At 43.8% G+C, this 17,355-nt stretch carries 14 protein-coding genes; all 14 read left to right on the top strand.

The window, feature by feature from the left end; all coding sequences use genetic code 11:
- Positions 1-28 precede the first annotated feature (28 nt).
- The 14 genes from J2Z69_RS10315 (at position 29) to rpsO (ending at position 17,292) form a co-directional block, all read left to right on the top strand.
- Positions 29-1,168, top strand: coding sequence for a 1-deoxy-D-xylulose-5-phosphate reductoisomerase (locus J2Z69_RS10315; RefSeq protein ID WP_209861833.1), 1,140 nt, complete (start codon positions 29-31; stop codon positions 1,166-1,168).
- Positions 1,169-1,286: 118 nt separating this feature from the next.
- Entirely contained in the window at positions 1,287-2,558 is a 1,272-nt protein-coding gene (rseP, locus tag J2Z69_RS10310) for an RIP metalloprotease RseP (protein ID WP_209861830.1), read from the top strand.
- Between the two features lie 37 nt (positions 2,559-2,595).
- The gene (proS, locus tag J2Z69_RS10305; protein WP_209861827.1) at positions 2,596-4,047 is read left to right on the top strand and encodes a proline--tRNA ligase; all 1,452 of its coding nucleotides are present in this window, start codon (positions 2,596-2,598) and stop codon (positions 4,045-4,047) included.
- A gap of 131 nt (positions 4,048-4,178) precedes the next feature.
- Positions 4,179-8,504: a PolC-type DNA polymerase III gene (locus tag J2Z69_RS10300; protein WP_209861824.1), complete on the top strand. Its 4,326-nt coding sequence runs from the start codon at positions 4,179-4,181 to the stop codon at positions 8,502-8,504.
- 233 nt (positions 8,505-8,737) lie between these two features.
- A complete protein-coding gene (gene rimP, locus J2Z69_RS10295) occupies positions 8,738-9,205 on the top strand; it encodes a ribosome maturation factor RimP (RefSeq protein WP_209861821.1) in 468 nt (155 codons plus the stop codon).
- Between the two features lie 45 nt (positions 9,206-9,250).
- The gene (gene nusA / locus J2Z69_RS10290; protein ID WP_209861818.1) at positions 9,251-10,348 is read left to right on the top strand and encodes a transcription termination factor NusA; all 1,098 of its coding nucleotides are present in this window, start codon (positions 9,251-9,253) and stop codon (positions 10,346-10,348) included.
- Positions 10,349-10,376: 28 nt separating this feature from the next.
- The gene (rnpM, locus tag J2Z69_RS10285) at positions 10,377-10,694 is read left to right on the top strand and encodes an RNase P modulator RnpM (RefSeq protein ID WP_209861815.1); all 318 of its coding nucleotides are present in this window, start codon (positions 10,377-10,379) and stop codon (positions 10,692-10,694) included.
- On the top strand, positions 10,687-11,010 hold the full coding sequence (locus J2Z69_RS10280) for a L7Ae/L30e/S12e/Gadd45 family ribosomal protein (RefSeq protein ID WP_209862654.1): 324 nt from the start codon (positions 10,687-10,689) through the stop codon (positions 11,008-11,010). The genes rnpM and J2Z69_RS10280 overlap by 8 nt, the downstream gene beginning before the upstream one ends.
- Complete coding sequence (infB, locus tag J2Z69_RS10275) at positions 11,003-13,582, top strand: translation initiation factor IF-2 (RefSeq protein ID WP_209861810.1); 2,580 nt, start codon at positions 11,003-11,005, stop codon at positions 13,580-13,582. The genes J2Z69_RS10280 and infB overlap by 8 nt, the downstream gene beginning before the upstream one ends.
- 14 nt (positions 13,583-13,596) lie before the next feature.
- Complete coding sequence (gene rbfA, locus J2Z69_RS10270; protein WP_209861808.1) at positions 13,597-13,944, top strand: 30S ribosome-binding factor RbfA; 348 nt, start codon at positions 13,597-13,599, stop codon at positions 13,942-13,944.
- Between the two features lie 12 nt (positions 13,945-13,956).
- Positions 13,957-14,934: a DHH family phosphoesterase gene (locus J2Z69_RS10265; RefSeq protein WP_209861805.1), complete on the top strand. Its 978-nt coding sequence runs from the start codon at positions 13,957-13,959 to the stop codon at positions 14,932-14,934.
- Positions 14,931-15,854 carry a tRNA pseudouridine(55) synthase TruB gene (truB, locus tag J2Z69_RS10260; protein WP_209861802.1) on the top strand — a complete coding sequence of 308 codons (924 nt, stop codon included), beginning with the start codon at positions 14,931-14,933 and terminating at the stop codon, positions 15,852-15,854. The genes J2Z69_RS10265 and truB overlap by 4 nt, the downstream gene beginning before the upstream one ends.
- 52 nt (positions 15,855-15,906) lie before the next feature.
- Entirely contained in the window at positions 15,907-16,854 is a 948-nt protein-coding gene (locus J2Z69_RS10255) for a bifunctional riboflavin kinase/FAD synthetase (protein ID WP_209862651.1), read from the top strand.
- 168 nt (positions 16,855-17,022) lie between these two features.
- Positions 17,023-17,292, top strand: a complete 270-nt coding sequence (gene rpsO / locus J2Z69_RS10250; RefSeq protein ID WP_209861800.1) for a 30S ribosomal protein S15 — start codon at positions 17,023-17,025, stop codon at positions 17,290-17,292.
- Positions 17,293-17,355: the final 63 nt, after the last annotated feature.

The raw sequence follows: 17,355 nt of genomic DNA, 5'->3' as shown, positions 1-17,355 counted from the left end.
ATTTCATCAAATAACGTGAGGTATCCATATGAAGAAGTTATCTATTCTAGGATCTACGGGTTCTATTGGAACACAAACTTTAGATGTCGTGCAGATGCATCCTGAACATTTCCAAATTGAAGGATTGGCTGCAGGTTCAAATATTGAACTTTTTATGGAGCAGGTCAAAACCTATAAACCTCGCAAAGCTTCCGTAGGAAGCAAAGCGCTAGCAGACGAGATTCGTCCTTATTTACCTTCTGGTGTTGAACTGTACTACGGTCCTGAGGGACTAGTGGAAGTAGCCGCAGGTACAGAAGCAGACATGGTGATCACTGCAGTAGTTGGTAGTGCAGGTTTACCTTCAACGCTTGCTGCCATTCAAGAAGGAAAGACTATAGGACTAGCGAATAAGGAGACCTTAGTGACCGCTGGTCACCTAGTGACTTCTCTAGCTCGTGAAAAAGGGGTTTCGTTGCTTCCGATCGATAGTGAACATTCAGCTATTTTCCAATGTTTAAATGGGGAGAAACTGTCTGAAGTCACTCAAATTACACTTACGGCTTCTGGAGGATCTTTCCGTGATTATAGCCGCGCTCAATTAGCAGAGGTCACGGTGGAAGCTGCTTTGAAGCATCCGAACTGGTCGATGGGTTCCAAGTTAACGATTGATTCAGCAACGATGGTCAACAAAGGACTTGAAGTCATTGAGGCTCACTGGTTGTTCGGACTTCCTTATGAACAGATCGGCGTTTTGCTTCACCCGGAAAGTATCATTCACTCCTATGTGGAATTCCATGATGGAAGTATTATGGCTCAGCTCGGAAGTCCTGACATGCGTGTGCCTATACAATATGCACTAACATATCCAGAGCGCTGGCCTTCCCCAGCTAAACGGCTTTCTCTTGCAGAGGTGTCCAAGCTCCATTTTAAGGAAATGGACTTCGAACGCTTCCCTTGTTTAAGACTTGCCTTCGAATGTGGTAAAATAGGTGGTACCGCTACTTGCGTATATAATGCAGCAGATGAAGTGGCGGTTGCCCGCTTTTTGAAAGGGGAAATCTCCTTCCTGCACATCGAGACTGTGATTGAAAAAGTGTTAGCCGCGCATACAAGTATAGCGGCGCCTGACCTAGGAACTATTCAAGAAGCAGATCGTTGGGCAAGGGATTTGGCTTCCCGTGCGTAAATAGCTTTACGTCTCTAAAGTTAGAGAACTGAGTTTCTCTTAAGCGGAATAGGATGATAATAGAAGAGACGGCAAGCTGGCTATAGCGATCCGGTCTACCAAAGGAGGATGCTCTCGATTGGAAATGCTGCAGATTATATTTCTTACGGTGTTAATGTTTTTTCTCATCGTAACTGTACATGAATGGGGACACTATTATTTTGCCAAGCGTGCCGGAATTCTGGTAAGAGAATTTGCCATTGGTTTTGGTCCTAAGCTTTTTTCTTACAAAAGAGACGAGACACAGTTCACATTGAGACTGTTACCTTTTGGAGGATATGCAAGAATGGCTGGTGAAGATCCGGAACTCGTTGCGGTTCAGCCAGGTCAGACCGTGGCCCTGAGATGTTCAGGCCAAGAAGTAACCAAGATCTATATGGATCGTCTTGATAATCGCAAAAATGTAATCCGTGGTGAAGTACAAAGTGCAGATCTTGAAGACAAACTTCAAATTGTACTGGAAGTCGACGGAGAAGCTCATACGTACGCAGTTCATCCTAAGGCGCACCTTGTAGCTAAGGGAAAAGAAATTCAAATTGCTCCGAAAAACCGTCAATATGGTAGTAAGACTGTAGGGCAACGTGCATTGGCGATTTTTGCTGGTCCAATGATGAACTTCATCTTGGCCTTTGTGTTATTTGCTCTTCATTTGCAAATGGCAGGAGTAGCCATTGAGAATCCTAAATATCTTCAAATTGGTGAAATTACCAAAGGCATGCCAGCCGATGAGATTCATCTTCAAAAGGGAGATATCATTGATACGATTAACGGACAGAAAATCGGTACGGACCCTCAGAAAATGATTACTTTAATTTCGGATTCGAAAAATACACCGATGAAATGGACGATTATCAGAGATAATCAACCGATGGAAGTGAGTATTACCCCGCGTGGTATGAAGGGACAAGAAGGCGGAAAAGTAGGGATTACTCCTGCGCTTCCTACACGTAGTGTAGGGTTTGGTGAGACCTTTACGAAATCAGGTCAAGCGATGGTAGATACCACAAAAGCCATTTTCATGGGATTCAAACAACTTATCAACAAATTCAATATGAACGATCTAGGCGGACCGGTTCGGACCTTTGAAGTCACGGGTCAAATTGCAAAACAAGGTATTGAACAACTCACGTATTGGGCAGCGATCATGAGTCTTTATTTAGGGATTTTCAATCTATTGCCTATTCCTGCTTTAGACGGTAGTCGATTAGCATTCTTAGGCGTGGAAGCATTGCGAGGCAAACCTATTGATCCGAACCGTGAAGGTATGGTCCATTTCGTGGGGTTTGCGATGTTGTTCTTACTCATGATTGCAGTGACATATAACGATATTTTACGATTAATTAACGGTTAATTTTGCAGGTTTTTATTATAGGGGGATACGGTTTCTAATGGCTAAAGAAGACAAGCAGTTCGTAACAGAGATTACGTCCCAGTCTGAGGACTTTTCTCGCTGGTATATTGATGTAATTAAGAAAGCTGATCTGATGGATTATTCCCCCGTTCGTGGTTGTATCGTATTCAAGCCGGACGGATATGAGATATGGGAACATATACAACAAGATCTAGATCGTAGATTCAAAGAAACGGGACACCGGAATGCTTATTTCCCTTTGTTCATTCCAGAGAGTTTCTTCCAAAAGGAAAAGGATCATGTAGAAGGGTTCAATCCTGAACTTCCTTGGGTTACGGAAGCCGCTGGAGAGAAGCTGGAAGAAAGACTAGCCATTCGTCCTACTTCTGAGACGATGATTGGTCATATGTATGAACGCTGGATTCAATCTTATCGTGATCTGCCTGTACTTATTAATCAGTGGGCTAACGTAGTTCGCTGGGAAAAACGTACATTGCCTTTCTTACGTACAAGTGAGTTCTTATGGCAAGAAGGCCACACTGCGCATGAGAATGAAGCAGAAGCTCGGGAAGAGACGATGAAAATCTTGGATATCTATCGGGATTTCGTTGAGAATTTCTTGGCCATTCCTGTTATAGTGGGACAGAAGACACCTTCGGAGAAGTTTGCTGGCGCTCTTGATACATTCTCCATTGAGGCGATGATGAAAGATGGACGTGCTGTACAAGCCGGAACATCACATTACCTAGGGACTAATTTTGCCAAGGCTTTTGATATTAAATACTTGAATCGCGAAAATGTACAAGAGTTCGTGCATACCACTTCGTGGGGTGTAAGTACTCGTCTAATTGGGGCTCTGATTATGGTCCATGGCGATGATCGAGGTCTTGCGCTTCCACCCAAAGTAGCTCCAAAACAAGTGATGATCATTCCAATCGGGCCACCTAAGACACGGGACGAGGTTGTTGGCCGTGCGGATGAACTGTTTGCACAATTGAAAAAAGCGGGCATTCGCGTAGGTATCGATGATCGTGCAGATGTTCGACCAGGTTGGAAATTCAATGAATATGAGATGCGTGGTATTCCTGTCCGTCTTGAAATTGGACCTCGTGACATGGAAAACGGCGTGTGTGTATTGGTATCTCGCATTAGCGGTGAAAAGAAAGTGGTTCAACAAGATCAATTGGTTGAGGAAGTTACAGCTATGCTAGATCAAGTACAGCAAGAAATGTACGATCGAGCTCTAGCTTTCCGTGAAAGTCATTTCTACAGTGTGGATACACTGGATGAGATGAAAGCCAACATTGAAGAACAACGTGGTTTTACACTTGCTGGATGGTGTGGTTCCGAAGCTTGTGAAGATGCTGTAAAACAAGAGACCGGTGCTACAAGTCGTAACATTCCTTTTGATCCGCAAGTTGAGAAAGAACTTTGCTTGGTCTGCGGACAGAAAGCTAACCATACAGTGGTATTTGCAAGAGCCTATTAATCGTAACAACAGATATAAGCTGGTATAGATAAATATAAGCCTGGGGCTTCCGGCAGTAGTTGGGTGATGCGCACACAACCATTGACGGAAGTCTCTTTTCTCATTTGGGAAGCTAGAGAAAGGGGAGAACAATGAGCGAGACGGAGAAATTAGATAAGAGACGAAGATTTGAGTTGTTATTAAAACAGGCTGAGATTCCTGGGGGCATGATCGATAATCATTTTTTGGATGGATGGATTGAAAAGGTAGAAGTGAGTCGATCCAATCGAGAATGGAAGATCATTGTCTCAAAGGAGATAATGATCCCTGGACCTGTCTATCGTGCTTTTTGTCAGCAGGTTCAAGAGAAAATGCAGCATATTTCGTCTATTTCTTTTGAATTTAGGTATAAGGCCGGTCTGACGTCTGGGCAGATCGTTGAAGAATACTGGCAATCCTTTCTAGAATGGGTGAAAAAGGAAGTCCCTTCGGTAAATGGATGGATGACAAGAGCATCTTTTGAAGTAGAAGGCGATCTGGTTGTTATTTCAATGGGGGATGCTACTTCTCTGGAGTTAGCTAAGAAAAAGGGAATCGACCGAGCCGTTACCGCCTTTTACGATATGTTCTTCGCGCTCTCTCTTAGAGTCAAAATACAAGCTGGCGAAGGCCAAACGGATGCTCATGAAGAATTTCAGCAACGAATTGTTGAGGAGAGCCGTGAAGTTATCCAGCAGATGATGACGAGTATGGAAGCGGAAATGGAACCCTTACCAGATGATAATGGTGAAGTGGTCAAGCTTCAAGTGGGTTACGATATTAAGGAAGCTCCTGTGCCCCTTAAAGATATTCAGGATGAAGAAAAGAAGATTACTATTCAAGGTACCATCTTCGGATTGGAACGTAAGGAACTGCGTAATGGCAGTACCCTATTTACTTACTATATAACGGACTTTAGTGATTCTCTTCAAATGAAGATGTTCGCGAAGACTAAAGATGATCTTAAAGTGATGAGTCAATTAGCGAATGGGAAATGGGTTAAAGCGCGTGGCAAGATTGAATATGACCGCTTTATGCAAATTCCTGAGTTAGTCATGATTCCATCAGATTTGTCAGAAGTAGGCGGACCCGCTGGTCGCAAAGATAATGCACCAGAGAAGCGAGTTGAATTTCATCTTCATACCACGATGAGCACTATGGATGCCATTACTCCCATAGATCAATATGTCAAATTAGCAGCAAAGTGGGGACACAAAGCGATTGCCGTTACAGATCATGGCGGAGTGCAGAGCTATCCAGATGCAGCCAAATCTGCGAAAAAAAACGGCATCAAGATGATGTATGGTGTGGAAGCGAATGTAGTCAACGATAATGTAGCTGTAGTACTAAATCCTAAGCCGCTCGACTTGAAATCTTCCGAATATATCGTATTTGATATTGAGACAACGGGACTATCTGTTACACAAAATAAAATTATTGAAATTGCCGCAGTGCGTATGGTGGAGGGGAAAGAAGTCGATCGATATGCCTCCTTTGTCAATCCGCATGAGCGAATACCTTATAACATTCAGCAGTTGACTAATATAAATGACGAAATGGTTCAAGATGCGCCAGAAGTAGATGTCGTACTGAAGGCATTTCTTGATTTTGCTAAAGATGGTATCCTCGTTGCACATAACGCCAGATTCGATGTAGGCTTTGTTAATGAGAAGCTTAGAGAATTAAAGGTGGAACCGATAACGAACCCTGTACTCGACACTTTGGAACTTGCCAGACTTTTGTATCCTTCGATGAAGAATCATCGATTAAATACTCTAGCATCGAAGTATAAAGTTTCGCTTGAGAACCACCACCGTGCTATCGATGATACGCTGGCATTGGGAGAGATTTTAACGGGCTTACTTGAAGATGCCGCGAAATTACAAGGTTTCACCCATCTGGATCAGCTCAATGAACGAGTCGGGAAGGATTTATCAAATGTAAGACCGTTCCATTGTTCCATTTACGCCTTGAATATGACTGGTAAAAAGAATCTATTTAAATTAATATCGCTATCTCATACCGATCACTTCAAACGTGTGCCTTGCATTCCTAAGTCCAAGCTTGCGGAGATGCGGGAAGGTCTGCTTGTCATTTCTGGCTGTGAAAAAGGGGAATTTTTTGAAGCAGTTCTGAACAAGTCTGTGGAAGAAGCAGAAGAGATCGCTCATTTTTATGATGTATTAGAAATTCAACCCTTGACTATGTATATGCATTTGGTGGACAAAGGGCTTGTGGGAAGTCCTGTTGAACTGGAGACAGCTGTCCTCAAAATATGTGAGATCGGTAGGAAGCTTGAGAAAAAAGTCATTGCTACAGGCAATGTTCATTATCTTGAACCTCGCGATAAGCTATATAGAGATATTGCCATTCATGGAATTACCGGATTTAGTCCTCTAAAAGATATTCGCAAGCCAGATGCGCATTTACGAACTACAGAGGAGATGCTAAGCGAGTTCGAATTTTTGAGCAAAGAAAAGGCTTTTGAAGTGGTAGTGACCAATACGTCGGAGCTTGCTGATCGCTTTGAAGAACTTGAATTGTTCCCGGACAAACTTTTCACACCTATCATTGAAGGCGCAGACGAAGAGATACGTCAGACTTGCTACGATACGGCTAAATCCCTATATGGAGATGACCTTCCGGATGTGGTAATCAAGCGTTTGGAGAAAGAACTTGAGCCCATAATTAAGTATGGTTTCTCTGCCAACTATTTAATTTCTGAGCGGCTAGTTAAGAAATCCAACCAAGATGGGTATCTAGTAGGCTCCCGAGGTTCGGTAGGTTCATCTGTTGTAGCCACATTTTTAGGGATCTCAGAAGTAAATCCTTTGCCCGCTCACTATGTGTGTTTGAACAAAGAATGCAGACACAGCGAATGGTTCTTAGATGGAACTATCCCAAGTGGATTTGATTTACCCGACAAACCTTGTCCGGAGTGTGGTCAACGATTGAAAGGGGAAGGACAAGATATTCCGTTTGAGACGTTTTTAGGATTTAAAGGGGACAAAGTACCCGATATCGACCTTAACTTTTCAGGGGAGTATCAGCCGCATGCTCACAATTACACCAAAGAAATTTTTGGTGAGAAAAATGTATTCCGTGCAGGTACCATTGGTACGGTAGCAGACAAGACGGCTTTTGGATATGCGAAGAAATACGAAGAAGACCATGGCAAGAAGTGGCGTGCTGCTGAACTTAGTAGGCTTGCATCCGGATGTACGGGCGTCAAACGGAGTACAGGTCAGCACCCGGGCGGTATTGTTGTAGTTCCTGATTATATGGATGTGGATGACATTACCCCTGTGCAATATCCAGCAGATGATACCTCATCAGAATGGAAGACGACCCATTTTGACTATCACGCGTTCGATGCTAACCTCTTGAAGCTGGATATTCTGGGGCATGATGATCCGACAATGATGCGGATGTTGCAAGATTTAACGGGCGTTGATCCGACGACTATCCCAATGAATGACCCTAAAGTGATGAGTATGTTCAATTCTACCGAATCATTAGGCGTAACGCCTCAGCAGATTCGTACACCTGTTGCGACCTATGGCGTTCCGGAAATGGGCACCAAATTTGTTCGGCAGATGCTGATTGAATCCAAACCTTCTTCCTTTGCCGATTTACTCCAAATCTCAGGGTTGTCACATGGTACGGGCGTATGGCTTGGGAATGCCCAAGATTTGATTAAGAATAATACGTGCAACATCAAGACCGTGATAGGGTGCCGGGATGATATCATGTTGTTCCTGATTTATAAGGCGGGCATGGATGCGAGTCTAGCTTTTAAAATCACAGAAAATGTTCGTAAAGGTAAGGGGTTATCCCAAGAGTGGATTGATGAGATGAAGAAGTGCAAGGTACCCCAGTGGTACATTGACTCTTGCCTAAAAATCCAATACATGTTCCCGAAAGCACATGCTGCAGCCTATGTCATCTCTGCTGTGCGAACGGCTTACTTTAAGCTTTATCATCCGATCGAGTACTATGCGACCTATTTTACTGTGCGTGCTGAAGATTTTGATATTGAACTTTGCTGTAAAGGATACGAAGCGATATATCGTCGGATTGAAGAGATCGAACAAAAAGGGTTCCAAGCATTACCCAAAGAAAAAGGGATGTTGCCCGTGTTAGAAATGGCATTAGAAATGTCTGCGCGGGGTCTTCGATTTAAAAATATTGATTTGTATCATTCACATGCAACTAAGTTTACGGTGGATCAAGATGCTCTAATTCCCCCATTCTCTGCTCTTGCAGGTATAGGAGATAATGCTGCCCGCAATATTGCAGCGGCCAAAGATTTGGGGGAATTCCTTTCTGTTGAGGATTTCCAGCAAAAATCAAAAGCAAGTAAAACGGTGATTGAGCTATTGGGACAAATGGGCTGTTTCCGGGGTCTGCCTGAAAGCAATCAACTTTCATTATTTTAAATAGTTCACAGTGTTCTTTTCTAGCGAAATATGGGCTTTCAAAAGCGGGTATAATGTTCACCTAAAGCCTTGCAAGCCTTGACAGTCAAGCTCTGTTACTTGTCAGTGTTTGTGGACTATGTTATAATTTTTTTGGTAATCATGGAGATAGAACCGTTGTGTAAAGAGTGGGGAAACCCACTCTTTACTCTTTGGTATATAGGAATGAAGATACTCTTGGAGGTTATGAACGCTTGAGCACACCCAATATCAAGGATCACGTAGAGCAAATCACCCAGCCTTTTCTGTCAGAGAATGGCTTTGAATTGGTAGACGTGGAATACGTAAAAGAAGGAAGCAACTGGTTCCTGCGTGTATTTGTTGACAAGGATGGCGGGATTGATATCGATGATTGTGGACGGATCAGTGAGTTTCTTAGTGAACAACTCGATGCGAACGATCCGATTCCAACCGCCTATTTTCTTGAGGTATCATCACCAGGAGCAGAACGTCCACTTAAAAAATCAGAAGACGTTCTTAAGGCTGTAGGTAAGGATGTATTTGTGACTACATACGAGCAGATCGATGGAGCCAAGGAATTCGAAGGACGGCTGCTTTCATTTGAGAACGAGGAAATGCTCGTAGCTACAAAGAAAAAACAAAAACAAGTTACGATCCCTTACTCAAAAGTCGCCAGTGCTAGACTGGCTATTATTTTCTAGGGAACCAACGGAACGGGCAATTATGAAAGGGGGAGCTTGAGGCAAATGAGTATGGATTTTATTGAAGCTATGAACGAACTGGAAAGAGAGAAAGGGATCAGCAAAGATATCCTTTTTGAAGCAATTGAAGCTGCATTGATTTCAAGCTATAAGCGCAACTTTAACACAGCGCAAAATGTACGTGTGGATATGAACCGCCACACCGGAGCGATTAAAGTCTATGCCCGGAAGCTCATTGTAGATGAAGTGCTTGACTTGCGCACTGAAATCTCATTACCGGCTGCACGGGAAATCAATCCACATTTCCAGCTTGAAGATATCGCTGAGATTGAAGTGACGCCTCGCGACTTCGGTCGTATTGCTGCGCAAACAGCCAAACAGGTAGTTACTCAACGGATTCGTGAAGCAGAACGTGGACTAATCTACAATGCTTTTGTAGATAAAGAAGAAGATATTGTTACGGGAATTGTACAGCGTCAAGATACTCGTAATGTATATATTGATTTAGGGAAAGTAGAAGCACATCTTCCGCTGAATGAATTAATGCCAAATGAGAAATTCAAGCATGGCGACCGCGTCAAGGCTTTCATTACTAAAGTGGAGAACACAACTAAGGGACCTCAGATCCTTTTGTCCAGAACACATCCGGGTCTTCTAAAACGTTTGTTCGAACTCGAAGTTCCTGAAATTTTTGACGGAGTTGTTGAGATTCGTTCGGTTGCTAGAGAAGCGGGTTTCCGTTCGAAGATTGCCGTGTTCTCTCGTAATGCAGAAGTTGATCCTGTAGGTTCTTGTGTAGGGCCCAAAGGAATTCGTGTTCAGACCATCGTGAATGAGCTGCGCGGCGAGAAGATCGACATCGTGCGTTACTCAGAAGATGTTCAAGAGTATGTGGCGAATGCCCTCAGTCCATCCAAAGTTCTGGAAGTGGAGATCTTTGAAGCGGATAAGATGGCTCGTGTGATTGTACCTGATTATCAGTTATCTCTTGCTATTGGCATTAAAGGTCAGAATGCACGTCTAGCTGCAAAGCTTACGAGCTGGAAGATTGATATTAAGAGTGAAACTCAGGCCGAGCAGGAATACGGCAGACCGATGAGCAGCACAGAAGAGTTGCCTCAGGATTCGATCACGATAGATTAAGTGTGAATTTCAGTGGGGGGGACATCCAATGAAGCAAAGAAAAATACCGCTTCGTAAATGTGTCGCCTGTCAACAAATGATGCCGAAGAAGCAGTTAATCCGTGTCGTTCGGACTCCGGAGGATGAGGTATTAATTGATTTGACTGGCAAGAAATCTGGACGAGGCGCTTATTTGTGCGGCAATGTAGCTTGTTTCAAGCTGGCCCACAAAAACCGTGCCTTAGACCGAGCGCTTAAGGCGCCGGTGAAGCCGGAGATTTACGAGCAACTTGCCCGAGATTTTGTAGCAGCTCAGGATGAATTTGAGGCCTTGGCTAGTCAGGTGGGCGATGAAGATGTTGAATAAAGCATACTCACAGCTTGGTTTAGCTATGCGGGCGGGCAAACTCGTAACAGGCGATGAAATTGTGCTGAAAGCAGTGCGGTCTCATGAGGCGAAACTTGTTATTTTAGCAGGGGATGCATCCGCTAACACACAAAAGAAATTCCGAGACAAATGTGGGACGTACAACGTTCCACTGATGATCGGCTTTGAGCGGGATAAGCTGGGTTCAAGCATAGGCAAACCGGAACGGATCGTACTGGCATTGACGGATCAAGGATTTGCTAAAATGATTCGAAAAACAGTGTGTAATTTGTCGGAGGTGGAGTATATTGAGTAAACAAGATAACAAGGATAAACTCAGAGTATACGAATATGCCAAATCACTCAACATGAGCAGTAAAGAAATTATCACCATTCTTAAGCGATTGGATATTCCTGTGAATAACCATATGAGTGTCATGGAGAACGATACCGTGTCTCGTGTGGAGAATTTTTTTAAGGATATTAAGACCAATGCAGCAGCCAAAAGAGAAGGTTCTGAGAACAAAGGTGTAGCTCCCGCCAAAGCGCCGGCTCCGATCTCCGCAGGAGGAGATCCCAAACCGAAATTAGATTCCGCCCCAGTCATTGCAAGTGGGCAGCAACGTGGAGAGTCTGTTCGCACCGAAACTCCTGGACAGCAACAACCCAATTCAACCAAAAATCAACCGGAAAAGCAGGTTAGCATGAATAACAATAAATCGAACCAACCTAATAGCGGCGCTCAAGCGACGCAGTCACGAAGCAACTCGTCCACTGGCACAAGCCAGTCTAGTCAGAATCGTAGTAATACTTCATCGAACACAAGCCGTCCGCAAAGCGGAGGGCAAGGGTCCTCTACATCACGTCCACAGCAAAATCGCAGTTCGCAACCAGCGGCAAGAACCGCTTCTACAGGTGGCGATAGCAATTATGCATCACGTGGGGGCCAAGGTCAGAGTCAAGGCCAAGGTCAAAAGAGAACGGGCGGTACAGGTAATAACAACAGCAACAACAGCAGACCAGGTCAGAAGCGTTTTGATGATAATCGTTCAGGCGGTTACAAAAACAATCGTGGTGGTAAGAACAACCGAGGTCGTGGTCAACAACAAGAACGTCGCGAAAAGATTGACAATACACCGAAAAAGATCATTGTTCGTGGTGAGTCAACTGTAGGCGAAACGGCTAAGCTTCTTCATAAGGATGCATCCGAAGTCATCAAAAAACTAATTAGCTTAGGCGTTATGGCTACCATTAACCAAGAACTGGATCTCGAGACGATTCAACTTCTTGCGGGTGATTATGGCGTTGAGGTAGAGATCAAAATTGCTGTGGAAGATGATCGTTTTGAGACTGTCGAAGAAACAGACGAAGAAGCAGACCTTAAAGAACGTCCTCCAGTTGTAACTATCATGGGCCACGTTGACCATGGTAAAACAACTTTGCTTGATGCTATTCGTTCTACGAATGTAACAGGCGGAGAAGCAGGCGGCATTACACAGCACATTGGTGCATATCAAGTTGAAATTAATCATAAGAAAATCACATTCCTCGATACACCAGGTCATGAAGCGTTTACTACAATGCGTGCTCGTGGTGCTCAAGTTACGGACATTACGATTATCGTTGTTGCAGCTGATGATGGTGTTATGCCTCAGACCGTGGAAGCGATTAGCCATGCAAAAGCAGCTGGTGTGCCGATCATTGTTGCTGTTAATAAGATTGACAAAGAAGGCGCCGATCCTGATCGCGTGAAGCAAGAATTAACGAAATATGAATTGGTACCTGAAGAGTGGGGCGGCGATACCATTTTCGTAAACTTGTCTGCTAAGCAGCGTATCGGTCTAGAAGGATTGCTTGAAATGATTCTTTTGGTAGCCGAAGTGAATGAGTACAAAGCGAATCCAGACAAACGTGCTCGCGGTACAGTCATTGAAGCAGAACTGGACAAAGGTCGTGGTCCTGTTGCCCGCGTCTTGATTCAGCATGGTACTTTGAAAGTTGGGGATGCATTCGTAGCAGGGAACTGCTTTGGACGTATTCGTGCCATGGTTAACGATAAAGGACGTCGTTTAAAAGAAGCGGGTCCATCTACACCTGTTGAAATTACAGGTCTGACGGAAGTACCACAAGCGGGTGATCCGTTAATGGTATTTGAAGATGAGCGTAAAGCTCGCTCCATCGCAGACAAACGTTCTATCACACAACGTCAATCCGAAATGGGTTCCAACACACGTGTAACTTTAGATGATCTCTTCAAGCATATTTCTGATGGAGAAATCAAAGATCTGAACGTTATTATTAAAGGTGACGTTCAAGGTTCTGTAGAAGCACTTAAAGGTTCCCTGCAAAAGATTGAAGTTGAGGGAGTACGTGTTAAAATTTTGCATAACAGCGTAGGTGCGATTACTGAATCAGATATCATTCTAGCTGCTGCTTCTAATGCTATCGTAATTGGATTCAACGTTCGTCCTGAACCACGTGCGAAATCGGTTGCTGACGAAGAGAAAGTAGACATTCGTCTACACCGTGTTATCTACAATGCCATTGAAGAGATTGAACAAGCGATGAAGGGAATGCTTGATCCAATCTTCAAAGAAGTTGTTATTGGTCATGCAGAAGTTCGAAGCACATTCAAGATCAGTAAAGTCGGAACTATTGCAGGATGTATGGTGACTTCCGGCAAAATTACGCGTGTTGCTGAGATTCGCTTGATTCGTCAAGGTATTGTGGTATTTGAAGGTAAAATTGATTCCCTGAAACGTTTCAAGGATGATGCGAAGGAAGTAGCACAAGGTTACGAATGTGGTATTACCATCGATGGGTATAATGATCTTCAAGAAGGCGATGTAATTGAAGCATTCATTATGGAGACAGTAGAACGGAAGTAATGTGAGGTGTTCATATGGCTAAAAATCGTACAGGTCGCGTAAGCGAGCAGATCAAAAAGGAGCTTAGTCTCCTGATTCAAACGGAAATGAAAGATCCACGAATCGGTTTTGTTACCGTGACTGGGGTCGAAGTAACCAATGATATATCTCAAGCCAAAATTTATCTCAGTGTATTCGGAGATAATGAGCAAAAAGATAAATCATTAAAGGGGCTAGAAAAAGCCAAAGGATTCCTTCGCTCAGAGCTCGGAAAGCGGATGCTACTACGCCATACGCCGGAATTGATCTTTAAGATTGATGAGTCCATTGCTTATGGTAGCCACATCGAGAAATTGCTTGGAGATATTCAAGAAGATAAATGAGAAGGTGACGCGATGCAGACCTATCCACAGGAACTCCAGAATGCACTTGCATTTCTTAAGGAGCACGACGATTTCCTGATAGTCTCGCATGTACAGCCGGACGGAGACGCAGTCAGTTCCACCCTAGCGGTGGGCTGGCTTCTCTCATGTCTGGGTAAAAATTATGTTATGGTAAATGAAGGTCCAATACCGCGCAGAATGTCTTATTTATGGCACTCAGATCAGGTATTGGATCTTTCTAAGAATCCACTAGATACGAAGTATCGCAACGTAATTTGTGTAGATTGTGCTGACTTTCAGCGAGTAGGAAAGACGCAACAAGACTTTTCAGAAGATGCACGAATTCTTAATATTGATCATCATCCAACGAATGACGGGTATGGCGAAGTGCAGTTAATAGTCCCTGAAGCAGCAGCTACAGCGGAGATTTTATTGGATCTGATTGAATATGCTGAAATCCCTTTGACTACAGATATAGCGACGGCACTTTATACCGGTCTGCTTACAGACACGGGAGGATTTCGATATTCGAACACTTCTCCTAAAGTGATGGCACAAGCTTCACGGCTCCTAGGTTTTGGAGTAGATGGCCCGGGACTATCTGAGCTTCTACTGGAACAAATTACGTATCCACAGCTGCAAATTCTCACCAAAGCTCTTACTAAGTTGCAGATGAGCGAAGATGGTCTAATCAGCTGGGTAAGTATAACGCCAGAAGATATGGCGGAGACCGGGGCGATTAATGAAGATTTGGAAGGTATTGTGAACTATCCTCGGAATGTTCAAGGGGTTGAGGTAGGCATGCTGTTCAAAGTCATTCATGACAATGCAGTAAAAGTAAGCATGCGGTCTGCGGGTAAAGTAGATGTGGCTGCCATCTGTCATAGTTTTGGTGGAGGCGGACATGTTCGGGCAGCAGGAGCAAGAATTGAAGGGCAGCTTGAAGAGATTATTCAGCTTGTCGTAGAACGGGTGAAAGAACAGCTATGAGTTCACTTGAAGGAATTTTACCGATTCATAAGCCAGAGGGATTTACTTCTCATGATGTGGTGGCGAAAGTGCGCGGAATTCTTCGCATGAAGAGAATTGGACATACGGGAACACTGGATCCTCAAGTAACAGGAGTGCTTCCCCTATGTCTAGGCCGAGCTACCCGAGTAGTAGAATATCTGCAAGAGCTTCCTAAGGAATATGAGGCTACTTTAATTCTTGGTATCGCTACAGATACAGAAGACATGACGGGAACTGTGACGTCCAAAGTGGATGGGGTCCATGTTACCGAAGAGCAAGTGCGTGAAGCATTGAAGAACTTCGTTGGAACTATTGCGCAGATTCCTCCGATGTATTCTGCACTGAAGCAAAACGGAAAAAGGCTCTATGAATTAGCGCGTGAAGGTAAAGTTGTTGAACGTCAGGCTAGAGAAGTTGAAATCTATAAGCTGGATGTGACGAACTTAAATCTGAATGCCGATTCCCCTTCCATTTCGTTCCGAGTCCTGTGTTCGAAAGGGACCTATATCCGTACACTGTGTGTAGATATTGGTCAAGCGCTTGGTGTCCCTGCGGTCATGTCAGATCTAAAAAGAACGATGTCTGCTAGTATCCCACTCGAACGTTGCTTAACTTTTGAAGAAGTACAGCAAGCTGTTCACACGGGTAATATTCAAGATTACTTAATTCCTGTAGATCAGGCCGTCTCTTATCTACCAGCTCATGAAGTTCAGGAAGACAAAGTGAAGTCAGCTTTGCAGGGACAAAAGTTATCTGCTTCTGTAATACATCCTCCGGTTCAAGGGCAACAATTAATTAGGCTCTATAGTCCGGCGAAGCAATTCCTTGGTCTCTTTCAATGGAATGAGGATAAAGGGGCTATCTCTGCGGTGAAGGTATTTCTTCCCGAAGATTCATAGGGCCCCAAGTATTCAAATTATATTATTAAATGCTGGAATGCAGGTGAATGAGTTGGAGATTGTAAATTTAGCGTATCCGTTAGATCCGGATCTATTAGCGCCGTATGCCAAACCTCAAGTACTCGCACTAGGACAATTCGACGGATTGCATTTAGGACATGTCAGTGTCATTCAAGCTGCTTTAGATAAAGGGAAGACATTACATCTCCCTGTTGCGATGATGACCTTTTATCCTCATCCCAAAGAGGTTATGAAAAAAGGCGATTATGATGGGTATTTGACCCCTTCAAGGGAAAAGGAAATTCAGTTACGCTCCATGGGCATTGATGTGCTTTACATCATTGAATTCAACGAAGAATTCTCGCGAGTAACTCCTTATCAATTCGTTCATGAAGTGCTTGAACCCTTAATGGTCCATACCGCTGTTGTCGGCTTTGATTTCCGATTTGGACATAAGGGTGAAGGCGATGCTGAAATGCTTCGTGTACTTGGAAATGATCAACTTCACGTGCTTACGATCCCCCCCTTTCTTATTGAGGGTGAAAAGGTGAGTAGCTCGGGAATCCGTAGACATTTACTCGAAGGAAATCTTGCAAATGCTTCGGCATGGCTAGGGCGACATTATACATTGATTGGCATCGTGGTGAATGGAGAAAAACGTGGACGACAAATTGGTTTTCCTACGGCTAACATACAGCTCGATGAGTATTATGCCCTACCTATCAAAGGGGTCTACGCGGTTCTAGCAACCTATGCAGATAAGGTGTATAAAGGTGTGGCCAATCTTGGTGTGAAGCCTACGTTTCATAGTGGAGATGTTAAGCCTTCCCTAGAAGTCCACTTATTTGATTTTAGCGGAGATCTATACGGAGAGATGCTTCAAGTCGAACTCGTTAGCTTTATTCGTGAGGAACGCAAATTTAGTGGGATAGATGAATTAATCACTCAAATTCGCAAAGATGCGGAAGAAGCGGTTACTCTTCTAAATCATCTAAAATAAATAACACATAATATTTTACTTTTGTAGATGCCTTATGGTATACTAACTAACGTTGTTTATCACTCTAGGCATATGCCTTGAACTAGACAATCATAACCTCGGCTTGGTTGTTCGTTCTCACCGGCGGCATCGAGGCTGAAGGCGATTATAATGAAGGAGGTGAACAGGATGGCATTGACTCAAGAACGCAAACACCAATTGATTGACGAGCACAAAACTCACGAATCCGATACTGGATCACCTGAGGTGCAAGTAGCTATCCTTACGGAAAACATCACGAACTTGACTAACCATTTCCGTACACACAAGAAAGATCATCACTCACGTCGTGGTCTTTTGAAAATGGTAGGTCAACGTCGTAAGCTTCTTGCTTACTTGAAGAACAAAGACGTAAGACGCTATAGTGCGCTAATCGAAAAACTCGGATTGCGCCGTTAATTACATTGTTTTTTCCCGAAAGCAGCCTGGTTGCCACCGGATGCGCTTAACTCAAGCGAACGG

Source organism: Paenibacillus shirakamiensis, assembly GCF_017874255.1.
Classification (GTDB): Bacteria; Bacillota; Bacilli; order Paenibacillales; family Paenibacillaceae; genus Fontibacillus; species Fontibacillus shirakamiensis.
The sequence above is the reverse complement of the archived record's forward strand: the minus strand, read 5'-3'. Positions and strand labels throughout refer to the sequence as shown.